Annotated in this window: 12 protein-coding genes and 1 pseudogene; 8 read left to right on the top strand and 5 right to left on the bottom strand. The window is 70.5% G+C overall.

Annotated features, from left to right (window positions below; all coding sequences use genetic code 11):
• Positions 1 to 100: 100 nt before the first annotated feature.
• The gene (locus ACFVYE_RS43805) at positions 101 to 1,156 is read right to left on the bottom strand and encodes an alpha/beta hydrolase (RefSeq protein ID WP_389609092.1); all 1,056 of its coding nucleotides are present in this window, start codon (positions 1,154 to 1,156) and stop codon (positions 101 to 103) included.
• A gap of 127 nt (positions 1,157 to 1,283) precedes the next feature.
• On the opposite strand from ACFVYE_RS43805, the gene ACFVYE_RS43810 reads away from it, so the two are divergent.
• The 3 genes from ACFVYE_RS43810 (at position 1,284) to ACFVYE_RS43820 (ending at position 5,371) form a co-directional block, all read left to right on the top strand.
• Positions 1,284 to 1,895, top strand: coding sequence for a TetR/AcrR family transcriptional regulator (locus ACFVYE_RS43810; protein WP_389609094.1), 612 nt, complete (start codon positions 1,284 to 1,286; stop codon positions 1,893 to 1,895).
• Positions 1,896 to 3,079: 1,184 nt separating this feature from the next.
• Positions 3,080 to 4,258 carry an alpha/beta hydrolase gene (locus ACFVYE_RS43815; protein ID WP_389609096.1) on the top strand — a complete coding sequence of 393 codons (1,179 nt, stop codon included), beginning with the start codon at positions 3,080 to 3,082 and terminating at the stop codon, positions 4,256 to 4,258.
• A 660-nt stretch (positions 4,259 to 4,918) separates the two neighbouring features.
• Positions 4,919 to 5,371 (top strand): iron chaperone, encoded by a 453-nt coding sequence (locus ACFVYE_RS43820; protein ID WP_383978640.1) that lies wholly within the window; start codon positions 4,919 to 4,921, stop codon positions 5,369 to 5,371.
• 112 nt (positions 5,372 to 5,483) lie between these two features.
• On the opposite strand, the gene ACFVYE_RS43825 is transcribed toward ACFVYE_RS43820, so the two are convergent.
• Positions 5,484 to 8,279, bottom strand: coding sequence for an ATP-binding protein (locus ACFVYE_RS43825; protein ID WP_389609098.1), 2,796 nt, complete (start codon positions 8,277 to 8,279; stop codon positions 5,484 to 5,486).
• Between the two features lie 148 nt (positions 8,280 to 8,427).
• Here ACFVYE_RS43825 and ACFVYE_RS43830 point away from each other — a divergent pair, with 148 nt between their 5' ends.
• The 4 genes from ACFVYE_RS43830 (at position 8,428) to ACFVYE_RS43845 (ending at position 12,295) form a co-directional block, all read left to right on the top strand.
• Positions 8,428 to 8,634, top strand: a complete 207-nt coding sequence (locus ACFVYE_RS43830; protein ID WP_383973364.1) for a hypothetical protein — start codon at positions 8,428 to 8,430, stop codon at positions 8,632 to 8,634.
• Complete coding sequence (locus ACFVYE_RS43835; RefSeq protein WP_383973367.1) at positions 8,631 to 9,083, top strand: pyridoxamine 5'-phosphate oxidase family protein; 453 nt, start codon at positions 8,631 to 8,633, stop codon at positions 9,081 to 9,083. The genes ACFVYE_RS43830 and ACFVYE_RS43835 overlap by 4 nt, the downstream gene beginning before the upstream one ends.
• Positions 9,084 to 9,294: 211 nt before the next feature.
• On the top strand, positions 9,295 to 10,908 hold the full coding sequence (locus tag ACFVYE_RS43840; protein ID WP_383973369.1) for an FAD-dependent oxidoreductase: 1,614 nt from the start codon (positions 9,295 to 9,297) through the stop codon (positions 10,906 to 10,908).
• Positions 10,909 to 10,963: 55 nt separating this feature from the next.
• A complete protein-coding gene (locus ACFVYE_RS43845) occupies positions 10,964 to 12,295 on the top strand; it encodes a cytochrome P450 (protein WP_389609100.1) in 1,332 nt (443 codons plus the stop codon).
• A gap of 117 nt (positions 12,296 to 12,412) precedes the next feature.
• On the opposite strand, the gene ACFVYE_RS43850 is transcribed toward ACFVYE_RS43845, so the two are convergent.
• A complete protein-coding gene (locus ACFVYE_RS43850; protein WP_383973373.1) occupies positions 12,413 to 12,988 on the bottom strand; it encodes a TetR/AcrR family transcriptional regulator in 576 nt (191 codons plus the stop codon).
• Positions 12,989 to 13,228: 240 nt separating this feature from the next.
• Between ACFVYE_RS43850 and ACFVYE_RS43855 the strand changes: the two genes are divergently transcribed.
• Positions 13,229 to 14,689 carry an MFS transporter gene (locus tag ACFVYE_RS43855; protein ID WP_389609102.1) on the top strand — a complete coding sequence of 487 codons (1,461 nt, stop codon included), beginning with the start codon at positions 13,229 to 13,231 and terminating at the stop codon, positions 14,687 to 14,689.
• Positions 14,690 to 15,109: 420 nt separating this feature from the next.
• Here ACFVYE_RS43855 and ACFVYE_RS43860 read toward each other — a convergent pair.
• Positions 15,110 to 15,399: pseudogene (locus ACFVYE_RS43860) on the bottom strand (SDR family NAD(P)-dependent oxidoreductase); the annotation flags it as partial.
• Between the two features lie 31 nt (positions 15,400 to 15,430).
• Positions 15,431 to 16,228, bottom strand: a complete 798-nt coding sequence (locus tag ACFVYE_RS43865; RefSeq protein ID WP_383973374.1) for an AraC family transcriptional regulator — start codon at positions 16,226 to 16,228, stop codon at positions 15,431 to 15,433.
• Between the last annotated feature and the right edge of the window lie 58 nt (positions 16,229 to 16,286).

A 16,286-nucleotide genomic window follows, 5' to 3' on the forward strand; every position in this document is an offset into this window, starting at 1 on the left:
GGGCCCGCTGTAGGCCGCCTCTGGCAGTTGCCGGGGTGGGGGGGGGCCCCGGGGACCACACCCGCGCGCCCCCGCACCAGCCCGTCGTGCTGGAGACGTGTCAGATGCCGAGCGTCCGCTTGAGCCAGTCGTTGATGATCGACATGACCTCGGGCAGCTTCGTGATGGCGCAGTGGCCGGTGCCGGGGATGAGGTCGACGCGGGTGTCGCGGCGGCCCTGGAAGACCAGGGTGTCGTGCTGGGGCACGTGGACGTCGTCAGCTCCGTTGATCACGAGCATGGGGGCGTTGGTGTCCTGGTCGAGCATGTGACGCAGGTTGAACTTCGCGAGTTCCGCGGACTGCTCCTCGGGGCTGGGGAGTTCATTGAAGCCGAGGGCGTTGCCGACGATGCCTTCCATGCCGAAGGCGAAGGCGCGTCCGGGGGCGAAGGCCGCTTCGACGGGGCCACCGACGTTGATGGCGGCATCCACGGCGCCGGTGAGGCCCGTGCGGGCGGAGTAGTAGCCGCCCATGGACAGGCCGAAGTGCACGACCTGCCCATTGCCCGTCCTGCGGGCCTCGGTGATGAGGCCCTCGATTATTTCGGTGCCGCCGTCGTGAGTCATGGGGATGTGGGTGGTCTCTCCGGTACCGGCCAGGTCGAAGGCGATGATGCGGGTGCGGGTCTGCAGGGCGAGGCCGACGAGCACGGAGTGCAGGTCCATCTTCCAGCTGTCCACGCCGCCGCTGGCGAGGGTGACGGGGGCGTCGGCGGGCAGGTCCGGCGCGGCCAGGATGTGCACCGGGACCTGGGTCGAGCCGCCCTGATGCGGGAGGGTCAGGATGCGGCGTTCGAAGTCGATGGGGAAGCTGGCGGCGGCAAGCTGGTACTCCTCGGCCTGGCGGGCCAGCGCCAGGCGCTTGGGCTCGTTGGCCAGGGTGGGGAACTTGGCGTAGCCGTAGGCGAGCACCGCCAGGTCGTGCCGACTGTCGGCGGCGTACCGGTCGGCGAGCTGCGACCACTCGTACACCCAGCCGCCCGGGGCATCGGGCCACATCTCGGTGACGGCGGCGCGGACGGCGTCGACATCGGGGGCGGGCAGGCCGAAGGCGACCATCTGCGGGTAGCGCTCGACAAACAGGTCACGCGGATCCTGGGGCCATACGAAGGACATGTCGGTCTCCTTTCACGTCACCACAGGGCGACGCTAAAAGCAGGAAAACTTGCTTCAAGCACCGTGACGCACACTCACCGAAAAAGCAAGAAGACTTGCGTTAGGGTGGATGTGAGAGGTGATACACGTGAGTGACGACGAGATCCAGCGCAGGCCCGGCGGACGGGCCGCCCGCGTACGCAAGGCGGTGCTCGACGCCGCCCTCGATGCACTGGCCGAGGGCGGAACAACCCGGTTCAGCTTCGCCGACGTCGCCAAGCGGGCCGGAGTGAACGAGACCTCCCTCTACCGGCGCTGGCGCACCCGCGAGAACCTCCTCACCGACGCCCTGCTCGCCGCGAGCGACCGCCGCATTCCGGTACCGGACACCGGCTCCGTACGAGAGGACCTGCTGGCCTTCGCCACCCTGGTGGCGGACTACCTCAACAGCCCCCTCGGCGCCGTTCTCGCCCACGTCGCAGTGATCCCCGTGGAGGACGCGGAGATGGCCAAGGCGCGCGAAGCGTTCTGGCGGTCAAGGATCGAGCTGGCCGCCGTGATGATCGAACGCGGCATCGCCCGAGGTGAGCTGCGTGCCGGGACCGACCCGCGCGTGGCGCTCGAAGCACTGATCGCTCCCCTGCACAGCAGAGTGCTGCTCATGCGGGAGCCCCTGGACAAAGACCTCCCCCGCATCCTGGTCGACCTGGTCCTGGACGGCCTGGGAACACGCAACGACGAGACCACGCCGAAGACGTGAACACGGGCGACGAGGCCCCACGGGAGACGGCCCGGCACCAACGTCCACGGCGCGCCACCCACCCGGAGGTACCGCCCTGTGACGCTCTCGCTCGCTCGCGGTGATCCCCCGGGAGCGGCCCCACTCCCGCCCTTGCCCCGGCGCGTTCCCCGTGGGAGTTGCGGCCGGCCGAAGGCAATGTCCTCGGAGTCGAGCACGCCCGGCCGTTGCCGCCACTCGGTGAGCAGGCCCTCGACGTAGATATCGGGCATGGCCCACGCCATGTCGTCGACGTCAGGTCCCAGGTCGAGGGTGTCCCAGGCCGGGTCGTAGGCGTCGGAAAAGACCAACCCGGACGAGGATGCCCACGCGACCGGCTCGAAGAGGCTCGACCGGGCGGGTGGGTTCGTCTCGAGGGCGTACACGGAACGCGCCGCAAACCACTCTCCCCACCTGAGGCCGGGACCGGCAGCACGGCCCGGATGACCTGCCACTCCGCCTCCGTCATGTCGCAGGCGTAGCACGGGGTGCGGTCCGGCCGGTCTGCCGCGTTGCCGAACCTGTGCGCAAGGCAGTCACACGACAGAGACGGCGCGTTGGACTCCACGCCCACGGACGCGAAAGACCGCGGCACAGGGCCTCCTGGTACTCGGTCCGGTTCGCGCCCCCGAACTGCCAAGAGGCCCTGCCGTCATGCGCCGGCCCTCGCGCGATCACCCGATCAGGAATCCTGTCCGGCCAGACCGGCCCCGTGATCGATAAGCGGATGGCGTCTCAGCCCATGTCGCAGCCTCAACCATGGGGAAGGTCAAATGAGATGGGGTACTTGGGCCCGCCGACCGTCAGGTCAGCGGGCCCGGTGATCCGTGGCGGTCAGCCGAAGTTCACTGAGTGGTGTGCATCGTGAAGTTGCCGGTCATGGGTCTGGTGTGCGCGGGGTTCATGGTGCTCGTGCTGGTCATGGGCGGATGACTTCAGTGAAGATCGTCGGTCACGGGGAGACTTCGCGGTTCGTCAGGACCAGCAGGGCCCTCACCAGAGCAGTCGCCCACTTCGGGTCGGTGCGGACCTTGCCGAGAACGCGTGTGCGCGCCGATGTTGAACCGGGTTCGTTGGATCTTCACGAACGAGTGACCTGTGGTGGCGGGGCTGGGCGGGGAAGTCCCGGGAAAAGTCACAGAGTTGACGGTGGTACGTTCATGGACATGCCGATGGGATATGTGGCGACGACCGCGCTCTTCGCCTGGTGCACCTTCTTCGCCGTTGTCGCACCACGCCGGCCCCGGCCACTGGCGACCATGAGCTTCTGGTTCGGCCTGGGCCTCAACGAGGTGCCGTTCGTGGGCATCTATGTCCTGATGGCCTCCACGGCACTGGCCGCCGCCGAGGGCGATCTGGAGTCACCGGGCGCCAAGGTGACAACCGCGGTGGCCGCCGTCGTCACCGTCGGCCTTGCTGTCTCCGCCTGGCGGGGCCTGCGCACGGATCAGGTGGTCGGGCGGGCTCTTGAGCAGGGCCTCGGGACCGGCTGGCGGGATCGTGTGCACGTACCGCTGCGCCGCCACCGGCCCTGGGCCCGCATCCTGCTGCTGCCGGGCCTGATGCGGCGGCGTGACGTGCAGCGGATCCCCAACATCGGCTACGGGGACGCCGGGCGCCGAAATCTCCTCGACATCTACCGCCGCCGCGACGCGCCGCAGAACGCGCCGGTCCTGGTCTACTTCCACGGCGGCCACTACACCGGCGGAGCGAAGAACCGCGAGGCACGGCCCCTGCTCTACCGGCTCGCCAGCCAGGGGTGGGTGTGCATCAGTGCCAACTACCGGCTGCGGCCCCAGACCACTTTCCCCGGCCATCAGATCGACGCCAAGAAGGTCATCGCCTGGGTCCGCGAGCACGCCCCCGAGTACGGCGCCGACCCGTCGAGGCTGTTCGTGGCGGGCAGCTCCGCCGGCTCCAACCTGGCGGCCCTGTGCGCGCTCACGCCGAACGACCCGGTGTTCCAGCCCGGATTCGAGTCGGCCGACACTTCGGTCACTGCGGCGGTCTGCCTCTATGGCTACTACGGCCACTTCTTCGGTGAGGAGCCCGACGCAACGCCGTCCCCGAACCAACCGTATGCGTACCTCAACCCCGGTGCGCCACCGTTCCTCATCGCCCACGGCACCAAGGACGCGCTGGCGACCGTCGAGGGCGCCCGGAACTTCGTCGACCGGCTGCGCCGCGCCTCCGACAGCACCGTGGTCTACGCCGAACTGCCCGGCGGACAGCACTCGTTCGACCTGTTCCACTCCCCGCGCTTCGAGGCCGTCGTGGACGGCGTCGAAGCCTTCGCCGCCTGGGTCCTGGCTGCTCCGCAGCGCACTCCCGACTCAGCCCGTTAGGTCGTTTCTGATGGCTCTTGCCGGGTGGTCGGGTCAGGGTCGGGGCTGGGCATGTGGTTCGCATGGTGCGGCGACGCGAACTGACGGATGCGCAGCAGCGGGAGATCGAGACACGTGCATCGTGAAGTTCGCAGATCGCGGGACTGGTGTGAGGTGCGGGCGGGATACTCGCGCTGATCGTCGGCCGGTGTCCACGGGGAGGATCGTCTGACGTGTCGGCCGGGGTCGTTGTCGGGTCCTGCTGCGGTGACCGTGCTGCCGCTCTTACGATCCGTCACCGGACCGGTACGTCGGAAGACCGTGGGAGGACGTCCGGAAGAACTACTCCGGCAAGAGCAAATGCCATGGCCTGCTCGTGATCGCGCTCACCGACAAGAGGGGCCGACTGCTCCGAGTCTCCTCTTCCGACACCCTGACCCCGGTCCAGCACGAGGATAAAGATCAAGCCAAGTGGAAGAACCCTCTGGCCACAGCGGCCGAGACTCAGTGAGGCTCAGGACAACTCACGGGATGTCGCACACACCGACTCGGTATCCGTGGTGGTTTCCGTGGTCAGCACGGAAGCGGCCCACAGCCCGGCCGGGAGAGGCTGCGACCACAGCGATCAGGGCCCGACAGGACACACCGGGCCGATCGTGACACACGACTACAGGGGTGACCATGACCAGCACCGAAAGCAGCACGTACGAGGGATTCACGGCCGAGGAGCGGGCCGCGATGAAGGACCACGCCCAAGAGCTGAGGACGGCAGCGCGCCGCCGCTCGCGCGCGGACAAGGCAGCGGAGGCGGAGCGGGACGTGCTCGCGAAGATTGCCGAGATGCAGGACTCGGACCGGATCATGGCTGAGCGCGTCCATGCCGTCATCACAGCCGGCGCCCCGATCCTCGCGCCGAAGCTCTGGTATGGGATGCCCGCCTACGCGCTGGACGGCAAGGTCGTCTGCTTCTTCCAGAGCGCGGAGAAGTTCAAGGCGCGCTATGCGACGCTCGGGTTCAGCGACCAGGCGAAGCTGGACGAGGGCACGATGTGGGCGGCCGGTTTCGCCCTGACCGAGGTGACGGCCGAGGTGGAGGCGCGGATCGGTGCGCTAGTGAAGCAGGCGGTGAGCTAGCTGACGCGTGTGGCCGGTGAACGGTCGGGGAGCGTCAGGTCAGCGGGGTGAGATTCGCTCCGCTGACGCCCCAGCCCGCGCAGCTCGCCGTAGCGGACGCCTGGTGGCGCGGCTACCGGACGGCCATGGGCGCGAGGCCGAGGTCGGCGAGCGCCGCCGTGCCGGCGGCGGCATGGCCACTCCCGGCGAGTAGCAGCGTGCGCGCCGACTGGTAGCGGCAGCCTGCCGCGTCGAATGCCGCTGCGACGGCCAACTGCCGCGTCAGGTCGCCGTCCAGCAGCGCCTCCGCCCGGTCCAGCTGGGCGGTGGCGACCGGGTTGCCGGCGACCACACTCCGGGCGGCGTCGACTCGGTCCCGGGCGTCCGGGTGCCCGGCAAGCACCGAAGCCTCCGCCCGGAGCGCCACATACCAGTGCAACCAGATCCAGGAGACCCACTTCCACACCTGATCCGGCTCCGGTGCGACCCGCTCCAGGGCCGCATCCGGGTCCCCGTGATGGAGCAGGACCATGGCGTCGAAGACCGCACCGTAGCCATGGCGGTGCTCCGCTGCGGTGCCCGCCCGGTCGACGATCGCGAGCCAGGTTGCCCGGGCTTCGTGGTCGCCGCGCAGGCCGTGGATCATTGCGACCGACGCGGTGGCCGGGCCGAGCGAGAACGACCGCTGCCGACCGCTCTGCTGCCACGCATCGAGGAATCTCACGCTGCCTGTGAGTACGTCGTCGGCATGGCCCGCGAACGCATCCGCGATCAGGAGCCAGGACGTGGCGTGGTGGCCCACCTCGGCAACGAGCGGATACTCGGCGAGCTGCCTGCCCCACCGGCGGGCCTGCGGCAGCTCACCCACGCTGAGGGCGGTTCCGGCGGCCATGGCGAGGGCGTCCATCTGCTCATGCGTACTGGCGGGGGTACGCGGCAGCGAAGCCAGGATGTCGATCCGGCGCCGGGCGGCAGCCGCGGCGCCGAAGGGCTCACCGGCCCAGGTCCGGGCGCCGCAGAGCGCATCGAGGGCGGCGGACTCGGCCACCGGGTCGCCCGCCCGCCGGGCGAGTTCGACGCTCCGTTCGGCGTACTCGACCGTCTCCCGCACGGTGTTGTCGACATCCCCCTGGACCGCGCCGAAAGCATCCGTGATCACCGCCGCCTCGGCCAGCGCGACAGCCGCCTCGACAGCCGGGTCGCCGTCGCCGGACAGCTCTCGCGCTGCCGCGAGCACGGTGGTCACCTCGTCCACGGCGGGGACCAGTATGAACTCGCTGGAGAAGCGGTACGCGACGGTGGCGGCGGCCGCCAGGTCGCGGCCGGCGCCGGTGGTGTCGCCGGCCCGGCGGGCGGCCTCCGCGGCGGCACGGTGCAGGCGGAACATGTCGTCGCCGAGCTTGCGGCAACCGGCCACCCCGGCGGCCTCCCGCAGCGCCGCGGCAGCGGCGGCGTCACCGGCGAGCGCGGCTGCCTGCTCGAACCGCTGCTGTGCCTCGCCGAGCAGGTTGCGGGTGAAGGTCAGCTCGGCCATGGTCAGGGCCAGACGGTAAGCGTTCACGCGCTGCTCCGGCTGGTCGACGGCCCAGGTGAGGGCAGCCCGGAGGTCCTCCGCCAGCGCGTCGAACCGCGCGCGCCAGTCCGCGCCTTCAGCTCCCGCGAGGACGGTCGCGCCGGCCAGGCACCAACTCACGTGGCGCGAGCGGACATCCGTCAGCTCACTGGCGTCGGCAAGGCGCTCCGTCCCGTACTGGCGGATGGTCTCCAGCGCTTGGTACCGGGTACCGGTCGCGGACGGTGTCGCGGTGAGCAGGCTCTGTTCGGCAAGCCTGCCGAGCCCATCGGCGACCGCGGCCGGATCCAGCGGGGCGGACCCGGCCACCGCAATGGCCGCCTCAGCGGTGAACGGCACGACGAAGACCGAGATCCGGCGCAACAGCGCCCGATCCTGCGGCTCCAGCAGGTCATGGCTCCAGTCCAGCGCCGCCCGCACCGACTGGTGTCTGTCGTCCGCGCGGGGTCCGCCGGCGAGGATCCGTAACTGGTCGGAGAGGCCGGACGTAAGACCGTCGAGGCCGAGCGTGGGCCACCGTGCCGCCGCCAGTTCGATCGCCAGCGCCATGCCGTCGAGCCGTTCGCACAGGGCCGCGATCCGGTCACGCACCGCCGGATCCGGCGGCGGACCGACCGCCGCCGCCCGTTCCATGAACAGGGCCACGGCCTCCGAATCGCCACCGTCGGCCCAGGACAGCGGTGGAACCAGGAAGACCCACTCGAACGGCACCATCATCCTGGCCCGGCTCGTCGCGAGCACCCGCAACCGAGGGCAGGCCACCAGCAGCCGTTCCAAGAACGGGGCCACCCCGTCGCGTATCTGCTCGCAGTTGTCCAACACCAGCAGCGCCTCGCGGTCCGCCAGCGTGGCCAGCACCGCCTCGTCGATACCGCGCCCGGGCTGCTCGCCCACACCCACGGCCGCTGCGACCGCCGCCCCCACCCGCCGCGGATCGGTGATCGGGGCCAGGTCGACGAACCACACCCCGTCGGCGAAGTCGCCGGCCGCCTCCGCTGCCACCGCCAGCGCGAGCCGGGTCTTCCCCACCCCGCCCGGACCGACCACGGTCACCTGCCGGCGCGCCTTCACCGCCTCGGCCAGCTCCCCGCGCTCCCGCACGCGACCGATGAACGCCGTCAAGGGTGCCGGGAGGGTGGGTACCGAGCGCGAATGCTCAGTGCGGGCGGACTCGGCCGCGCGCCGGGAAAGCGCCCGCCGATCCGGCACCTCCAGCTTGCGCAGCAGTGCGGAGACGTGCGACTCGACCGTGCGTACGGAGATGAACAACCGCGCGGCGATCTCCGCGTTGCTGAGGTGCTCCCCGAGCAGCGCAAGCACGTCGGCTTCCCGAGTCGAGATCACTGAACTGGACACCGAGTCATTATCCGTGATGGCTTCCGTGGCCGGCACGGAGGTGGACCGTACCCCGGCCGGGAGAGGCTGTGATCACAGCGATCAGGCCCGGCAGGACACACCGGGCCGATCGTGACCCACGACTGCGACCACGACCACAGGAGTGACCATGACCAGTACTTCCACCCAGGGAATCAAGACGGTGCTGCATCCCGTGTCCTACCGGCACGTGCCGGACATCGAGGCGAAACCGGCCGAGGTGACCGCCGCGGGGGCCACCCTGACGGAACCCGCGCACGACGTCGGTGGCGGCCGCCTCGTGGCCACCGTCACCGACCCCGACGGCGACGTCCTCGGCCTGCTGGAGGACCGATGAGCGGCGACCCGCGCCCCCGCGCTGAGCGCCGTCGAGACACCGAGCACCGGCTCACCCATGACGTCGACGTCTGGGTGGCCAGTGCCTCGGCGGACGGTGCGCCGTACCTGGTACCGCTGTCCTTCGACTGGGACGGAGAGGCCCTGCTGGTGGCCACCCCGGCGGACAGTCCGACGGGCAGGAACCTGGCCGCCACCCGGACCACTCGGCTGGGGCTCGGCCACACCCGCGACGTATCCATGATCGACGGCGAAGTCGAGGTCCTCGAGATCGATGAGCCGCCGCGGCAGCAGGGTGACCGGTTCGCCGCACGCACCGGCTTCGACCCGCGCGCGCCGGCCACGCCATACCGCTGGTTCCGTATCACCCCGCGCCGCATCCAGGCCTGGCGTGAGGAAAACGAGCTGCCCGACCGCGAGTTGATGCGCGACGGCCGCTGGCTGGTCTGACGCTCCGGCCGGGACGCCGTCTCGATGGAAGTGCGGTGAGGGCCTGTTGCAGGGGCACTGTGACCAGCGGCTTCACGGATGACGACTGCTGGTCTGCGGCGGGATGCGGTATCGGGTGTGCCGTGATCCACTGAGAGAGCAGACGTGACGTCGTCCGTGCGCGGGCGTGGGACGAAACGGCCGATCCGCAGGGCTCGGAAGGGGCGTCCACATGAAGGTCGTCGTGGATCTCACACGGTGCCAGGGATACGCACAGTGCGCTTTCGCCGCGCCGGATGTGTTTGCCATCCAGGGGGACGAGGCGCTGCTGTACGACACCGATCCGGACGACGTGCAGCGGGGGAAGGTCGTGCGGGCCGCGGCGGCGTGCCCGGTCCAGGCCATCTTCCTCGGCCGTGACGACACCCGGATCCGGCAGCCCGCGCCCGAGACGCACGTGGCCGCCCCCGGCCCTGGGGAAGCGTTCAAGCATTCGGGGCGCATCGTCGTTGTCGGGGCTTCCCTGGCCGGCCTGCGGGCTGGTCGGACGCTGCGCCGGGAGGGCTTCACCGGCTCTCTGACCGTGATCGGGGACGAGCCTCACGCACCCTATGACCGGCCGCCGTTGTCCAAGCAGGTCCTCATGGGCCAGGTTCCGGCGCGGCGTACCGGACTGCCCCGCCACGACGAGATCGACGCGCACTGGCGGTTGGGAGTCGCGGCCACGGGGGTCGACCTGAGCGGCAAGCAGGTGCTGCTGGCCGATGGCGCGAAGGTGGGATTCGACCGGTTGCTCATCGCCACCGGGGTGCGGGCGCGCCCGTGGCCGAACGAGGCGGAGGCCGCGCTCGACGGGCTGTTCGCGCTGCATACGCCGGAGGACGCGGAAGGGTTGCGGCAACGACTGACGGCCGGTCCCGGCCGGGTGCTGGTCATCGGTGCCGGGTTCACCGGCTGTGAGGTCGCCTCCGCCTGCCGCGAGTTGGATCTGCCGGTGACCGTCCTCGAGCGGGGCCCGGCCCCGCTGGCCGGGGCGCTTGGCGCGGTGATCGGCGGGGTTGCGGCGCAGATGCAGCGCGACAACGGCGTCGACCTGCGGTGCGGCGTTCGGGTCGAGTCGCTGGAAGGCGATGACAGCGGGAGGCTGCGGCGCGCCCGTCTGTCCGACGGCAGCACTCCGGACGTCGACGTGGCGGTGGCCGCGCTCGGCAGCATCCGCAACGTCGAATGGCTGGAAGGCTCGGGACTGGCTGCAGGTGTATGGGGTGTGGCGTGTGATGCGGGGTGCCGCGCTGTCGACGTCAACGGCGTCGTGACCGACGATGTGTTCGTCGCAGGCGACGTGGCCCGCTGCCCACACCCCGTCTACGACTACCAGTACCTCGCCCTCGAGCACTGGGGCAACGCGGTCGCCCAGGCGGAGATCGCCGCGCACAACATGATCAGCGCCCAGAGCGAGCGCTGGCCGCACCTGTCGCTGCCGGAGTTCTGGTCCACCCAGTTCGGCACCGAGATCAAGTCCGTCGGCGTCCCGACCCATGCCGACCAGGTCGTCATCGCCCAGGGATCGGTGGCCGAGCGCCGCTTCGTCGCCGTCTACGGCTACCGCGGGCGGATCACGGCGGCGGTCGCCTTCAACCAGGCCAAGTGGCTGGAGTTCTATGCAGGATTGATCGACCGGGCGGCGCCGTTCCCGTCGTCCTTCCGCACCGTCGACCAGCCCACCGACGGGCGCCCGGTCGCGGCCGAGGTCCCGGAACGGCCCACCCCTCAGGCCACGGTCGTGGTGACCGGTCACGGACCCAGTGAACGGCGAGCCACATTGGTCCGCAGAACGTATCTGTGACCACTGCCCGGACCACCGCACGTCCCTGATCCCCGAGTTGCGGGAGACGCCCACCATGGCTCAGACCGGCATCTGGCAGCAGATCCTCGATCCCTCCCACCGCGCCGACCCGTACCCGCTCTACGCCGAGCTGCGCAAGACACCCGTGGTACGGGTAGAGGACGGGACCTACGTCGTGAGCACCTACCGGGAGATCGTCTCCCTGCTCCACGACCCACGGATCAGCTCGGATGTGCGCAATCTCCCCGAGGTCGGCGCCGATGCCGCGGCGCACGCGTACGAAGAGGGCCTTCCCGAGCTGCCGCCCAACTTCATCCGGACCGACCCGCCCGAGCACGACCGACTCCGGCGCCTGCTGACGCGGAACTTCGGCCCACCCCACCGCCCGGGGCGTATCGACAGCATGATGCCCGCCATGCTCGGGATCGTGACGAGCCTGATCGACGACCTCACAGGCACGGACGGGTCGGGCACGGTCCGGGTCGACATCGTCGACGACTTCGCCTATCCGTTCCCGGTCACGGTGATCTGCGAGCTGCTGGGAGTACCCCGCGAGGACGAATCGCGATTCCAGGCACTGTCCGACGCGGTCGTCACATCCACCGACCCGACCACCGGCGGGATCGCGGAGCGGCAGCGCCGACGAGCAAGGGCCAACGCCGACCTCGGCCAGTACTTCGCGGAGCTCCTCGACGCCCGCCACGACCGACGGGGCGACGACCTGCTCTCCGGGCTCCTCAGCGGCGACGGCGACGAGGAGCCGATGTCGCCCGGAGAGATACTGAGCAACGCGGCTCTGCTGCTCGTCGCCGGCCACGAGACGACCGTCAACCTCATCACCAACGGCATGCTCACCCTCCTGCGGCACCCCGAGGTGCTGGACCGGCTACGCCGCGGCGACGAACCCGATCTGGCCGCCCGGGTGGTCGAGGAACTCCTGCGCTACGAACCACCGGTGCAGTTTCTCTCCAACAACCGGAACACCCTCGACGACATCGAGATCGCCGGCATCACCATCCCCAGGGGCTCACCGGTCACACTCGTGCTCGCCTCGGGCAGTCGCGACCCCGACTTCGTCCCGGACCCCGACCGCTTCGACCCCGACCGCGAGCACAACGAGCACCTCGGCTTCGGCGGCGGCATCCACTACTGCTTCGGTGCCCCGTTGGCCCGTCCCGAGACGCAGATCGCCCTCACCGAGCTGGCACGCCGGCTGAAGAACCCCCGGCTCGTCGCCGACCCACCGCCCTACCGCGCGAGTCCGTCGCTGCGCGGCCCCCGTCACCTCCTCGTCGAGATCGACGGCGTCAACCCCGCCCACCAAGACCCTGCACCGCATCCACCTGGGCACACCCCGCCGTACGTCGACTCCCGGTCCTCACGATGAACGCGTACGGACAGCCCGGGACGGTGATGCCGCTGAGTTTCGAGTTTCGAGAACGCCTCAGTGCTTGCTTCGGGAACGGCCGCGCGAGCCGGGGATGGGCGTGGGTCGCGGAGCCCGTCAGGTCCGGTGGGTGCGGACGCCGTCCAGGGCGATCTCCAGGACGCGGTCGCGCTGCTCCGGTTCGGGGTAGGCGGCCCCGGTGATTCCGGCGACCATACGGATCAGGTCGTCGAAGCTCATGTCGGTGCGGGCCTCACCGGCCGCCTGGGCACGGCTGAGCAGGGGGCCGCCCGCCTCGTACATGGAAGCGCGGCAGGAGACGAACACGTCCGACTCTGCATCCATCGCCTCGCGGATCGCGCGCTTGGTGGCCATGTAGTCGACGAAGCGGCGCAGCCACGTGGTGAGCGCCTGCCACGGGGGCTCGTCCGCGACCTCGTCGGCGACCCGGCACAGCGCGTCCACCTCGTCCGCGTAGACGGCCTCGAAGAGTTCCGTGCGGGAGGGGAAGTTCCGGTACAGCGTGCCGATACCGACGCCTGCGCGGCGTGCGATGTCTTCGAGCGAGGCGTCTGCGCCGTTGCCGGCGAAGGCCTCGCGGGCAGCCAGCAGCAGCGCGTCGTAATTGCGTCGCGCGTCGGCGCGGCGAGGGCGCCGGGCCGCGACGATCTCGTTCACCGGGGTGTGCGCCACGAGGGACTCCTGACTTGAACCGGAGGTACGCCTCCGCTAATCTGGAGGCGCACCTCCACTTTAGCAGTGGAGTGGGCGACGGCATCTGCCGTGCCCCGGCCCGGCTCCTACGCAGCAGTGACGCCGCGCTACCCATCGTGCCTCCGGGCACCCTCGCATTTCCCCATCGGAACGAGCGGCCTCTCACCACCGCCGTTCCGCGAAACGGGCCTGCCCGCATGCCCGAGGAAGAAGCCGACTGTGTCCGCACCGTCCCGCCCGCGGTCCTCGCACCGCACCACCTTCGCCGTCCTCGCGACCGGCGCTGGGGTGTTCTCCCTCCTCCAGTCGCTCATCGCGCCCGCCCTGCCCACCATCCAGCACGCGATGCACACCTCTCAGACGACGGTGATCTGGGTGATGACGGCCTACCTGCTGTCCGCCTCGGTCTTCACCCCGATCCTGGGCCGCGTCGGCGACCTGCTCGGCAAGAAGCGCACGCTGGTCGCCGCGCTGCTGACCGTACTCGCAGGATGCCTGCTCGCCGCGCTCGCGCCGAACATCGGCGTGCTGATCGCGGCGCGCGTCATCCAGGGCATGGGCGGCGCCCTCTTCCCGCTGTCCTTCGGCATCATCCGCGACGAGTTCGCCCCGTCACAGGTCGGCTCCGCCATCAGCAACCTCTCCGCGGTCATCGCGGCCGGCAGCGGCCTCGGCATGGTCCTGGCGGGGCCCACCGTGGCCGCGCTCGACTATCACTGGCTGTTCTGGCTGCCGGTCATCGTCGTCATGGTGACCGTCGTGCTCACCATCCGGCACATACCTGAGTCGCCCCGACGGGCCGAAGGCAGCGTCCACTGGCTCGGCGCCGGCCTGCTGTCAGCGTGGCTGGTGGCGCTGCTGCTGCCGCTGAGCCAGGCGGGCTCCTGGGGCTGGGGCTCGGCCCGGGTCCTCGGACTGTTTGCCGCCGCTGTCGTCCTGTTCACCCTGTGGCTGATCGCCGAGGCCCGGGCCGCACACCCGTTGATCGACCTGCGCATCATGCGGCTGCCCGCAGTGTGGACGACCAACACGGTCGCACTGCTCTTCGGCGCGGGTATGTTCGCCCTGTGGTCGTTCCTGCCCGCCTTCACGCAGACCCCGACCGCTGCCGGGTACGGATTCGGGGCCGGCGTCACCGGAGCCGGTCTCCTCATGCTCCCGATGCTGGTCGCGATGTTCGTCTCCGGCGTGCTCAGCGGCCGCCTCGCGCCGGTGTTCAGTGCCAAGGCCCAGCTCGTCACCGGCTCCGCGCTCGGAGCCGCGGCCGGTGGGCTGCTCACCGTCCTGCACGCGCAGGCCTGGCAGGTCGCCTTCGCCGCGGGCATCTTCGGCCTTGGCATCGGCCTGGCGTTCGCGTCGATGGCGACGCTCATCGTGCACAGCGTCCCGGCCACCCAGACCGGCGCGGCGACCGGCATGAACGCCAACATCCGCACGATCGGCGGCTCCCTCGGCGCCGCGGTCACCGGCCTCCTGGTCACCGCCCGTCTCCAGCCGACGGGCCTGCCCCACGAGTCCGGCTACACCCACGGCTTCGCCCTCCTGACGGCCCTCTGCCTCGCCGGTGCCCTGACGGCCCTCCTGATCCCGTCCGCCCGCGCGGTACTGGTGCGCCGGGACGTCGGCTCCCCGGGTGGCTCGCACGCGCCCCGAGAGACGGTGGGAACGGTCGCCGAGTAGATCCCGATTCCATGAAGGCTCGGCAAACCGCCCGGAGCGGCCACAAAAAAGCCGGACTCTCCGGCGGAGGTCCATCCGTCCGATGTCCCGCGCAGCGCCCCGTGTCACCCCAGGATCCACCGCCACTGCCGCAGGGCCTCCACGACCCGCGCGCAGGCGCTGATCGCCGAGGTGAAGCCGGCAGCGGTGGCCGCGGATCGGGCCTTCACGCCGGCGCCGCATCACTGACAGCAGCCGCTGCCCGGGCATGTGACCCGGTCGCCGTTCGGGCGCGCCCGCTGGTGCGGAGGACCTGGGCGGTGTGGCCGACCGATGCCACGCGGCACGACCTGGGCCGGTTCGTCGCCGCACTCTCCTACGGCTCCGGCCGGCCGTGCGGGCCGGACCGGGGCGGACGGCGTTGACCCGCACCCCGCGCGGGCCGTACTCCGCGGCCCATGCTTTGGTCGGCAGTTCCACGGCCGTCTTGCTCGACCCGTACAGGGCCATGCCCGCAGCCCCGTACGCCGCGACGAAGGTACTCACGTTGACGATCGCACCGCCGCCCCGCTCGGCCATCGCCGGCGCGAGTCCGCCACCAGGTGGAACGGCGCCTTCACATTCAACGCGTAGACGCTGTCGACCTCGCTCTCCGCTGCCTTCTCGGTAGGCCCGAACGGGTACTTGCCCGCGTTGTTCACCAGGTGGTCAGGCCGCCCGTAAGAGTTCACCGGAACAGGGTGTGGAGACGCCGGGGTGCCGTCAGGAGTTGCGGCTGCGGCTGAGACCGCCGCCTTGGCGGCTCGCGGCGAAGCGGGACGGGGGCATGCCGAAAGCGCGCGTGAAGGCGGCGGTGAACGCGGCGGGAGAGGAGTAACCGAGACGGCCACCGACCTCGCTGACCGACGCAGTGCGCAGCAGCGGCACGGACGCGAGCAGGCGGGCGCGGGCCCGCCAGATGGCGGGGCTGTCACCGACCTCTGAGCGGAAGCGCCGGGTGAAGGCCCGTTCGCTCATGGCCGTCCTCGCGGCCCATGTGGCATTGGTGACGCCGACATCTGGGGCGGCCAGGTACTCACGGCAGAGCCTCGCGAGGTCAGCGGCAGCGGGAATACCGACGTGGAACGGGAGCGGGGCGCGCTCGGCGATCTCGTGCAGGAGGAGGGCGGCAATGCCTCCCTCCCGCCCGGACAGGCCGTAGTCGATCTCGAAGTCGACAGCGACCAGGAGCAGTTCGCGCAACAGCGGCGGAACGTCCACGACCGTGCAGGTGACGGGCCACCAGGGGATGGCATCCGGCTCGATGTACAGGCTCCGGGTGCTCACCCCCAGCATGCGGACCCGGTGCCGGGTAGCGGCCGGAATCAGTACGGCGCGCTCGGGCGGAACGGTCCAGGTGCCCTCGGCGGTGTCGACGACCATGACCCCGGTGGCGCCGTAGAGAAACTGCGCGCGCCGGTGTTCGTGCCAATCCAGTACGTGGCCGGGCGGGTAGTCGGCGCCGATCGGCAGGACGACCCGGTCGACGTGGTCCACGTCGGCCAGGGAGACGTTTTTCACGCAGCCAGCCTACTGGCTGAAACGCGAAGGAACGGCGCCGACCATCGCATGCGAGACA

The sequence above is a fragment of the Streptomyces sp. NPDC058239 genome (assembly GCF_042882185.1).
Taxonomy (GTDB): Bacteria; Actinomycetota; Actinomycetes; order Streptomycetales; family Streptomycetaceae; genus Streptomyces.

What these genes read in the sequence shown, in the direction of transcription:
- ACFVYE_RS43820 (WP_383978640.1), top strand. Translation starts at nt 4,919, where the DNA reads ATGACCAGCACCGAAAGCAGCACGTACGAGGGATTCACGGCCGAGGAG.
- ACFVYE_RS43835 (WP_383973367.1), top strand. Translation starts at nt 8,631, where the DNA reads ATGAGCGGCGACCCGCGCCCCCGCGCTGAGCGCCGTCGAGACACCGAG.
- ACFVYE_RS43845 (WP_389609100.1), top strand. Translation starts at nt 10,964, where the DNA reads ATGGCTCAGACCGGCATCTGGCAGCAGATCCTCGATCCCTCCCACCGC.
- ACFVYE_RS43830 (WP_383973364.1), top strand. Translation starts at nt 8,428, where the DNA reads ATGACCAGTACTTCCACCCAGGGAATCAAGACGGTGCTGCATCCCGTG.
- ACFVYE_RS43840 (WP_383973369.1), top strand. Translation starts at nt 9,295, where the DNA reads ATGAAGGTCGTCGTGGATCTCACACGGTGCCAGGGATACGCACAGTGC.
- ACFVYE_RS43805 (WP_389609092.1), bottom strand. Translation starts at nt 1,156, where the DNA reads ATGTCCTTCGTATGGCCCCAGGATCCGCGTGACCTGTTTGTCGAGCGC.
- ACFVYE_RS43815 (WP_389609096.1), top strand. Translation starts at nt 3,080, where the DNA reads ATGCCGATGGGATATGTGGCGACGACCGCGCTCTTCGCCTGGTGCACC.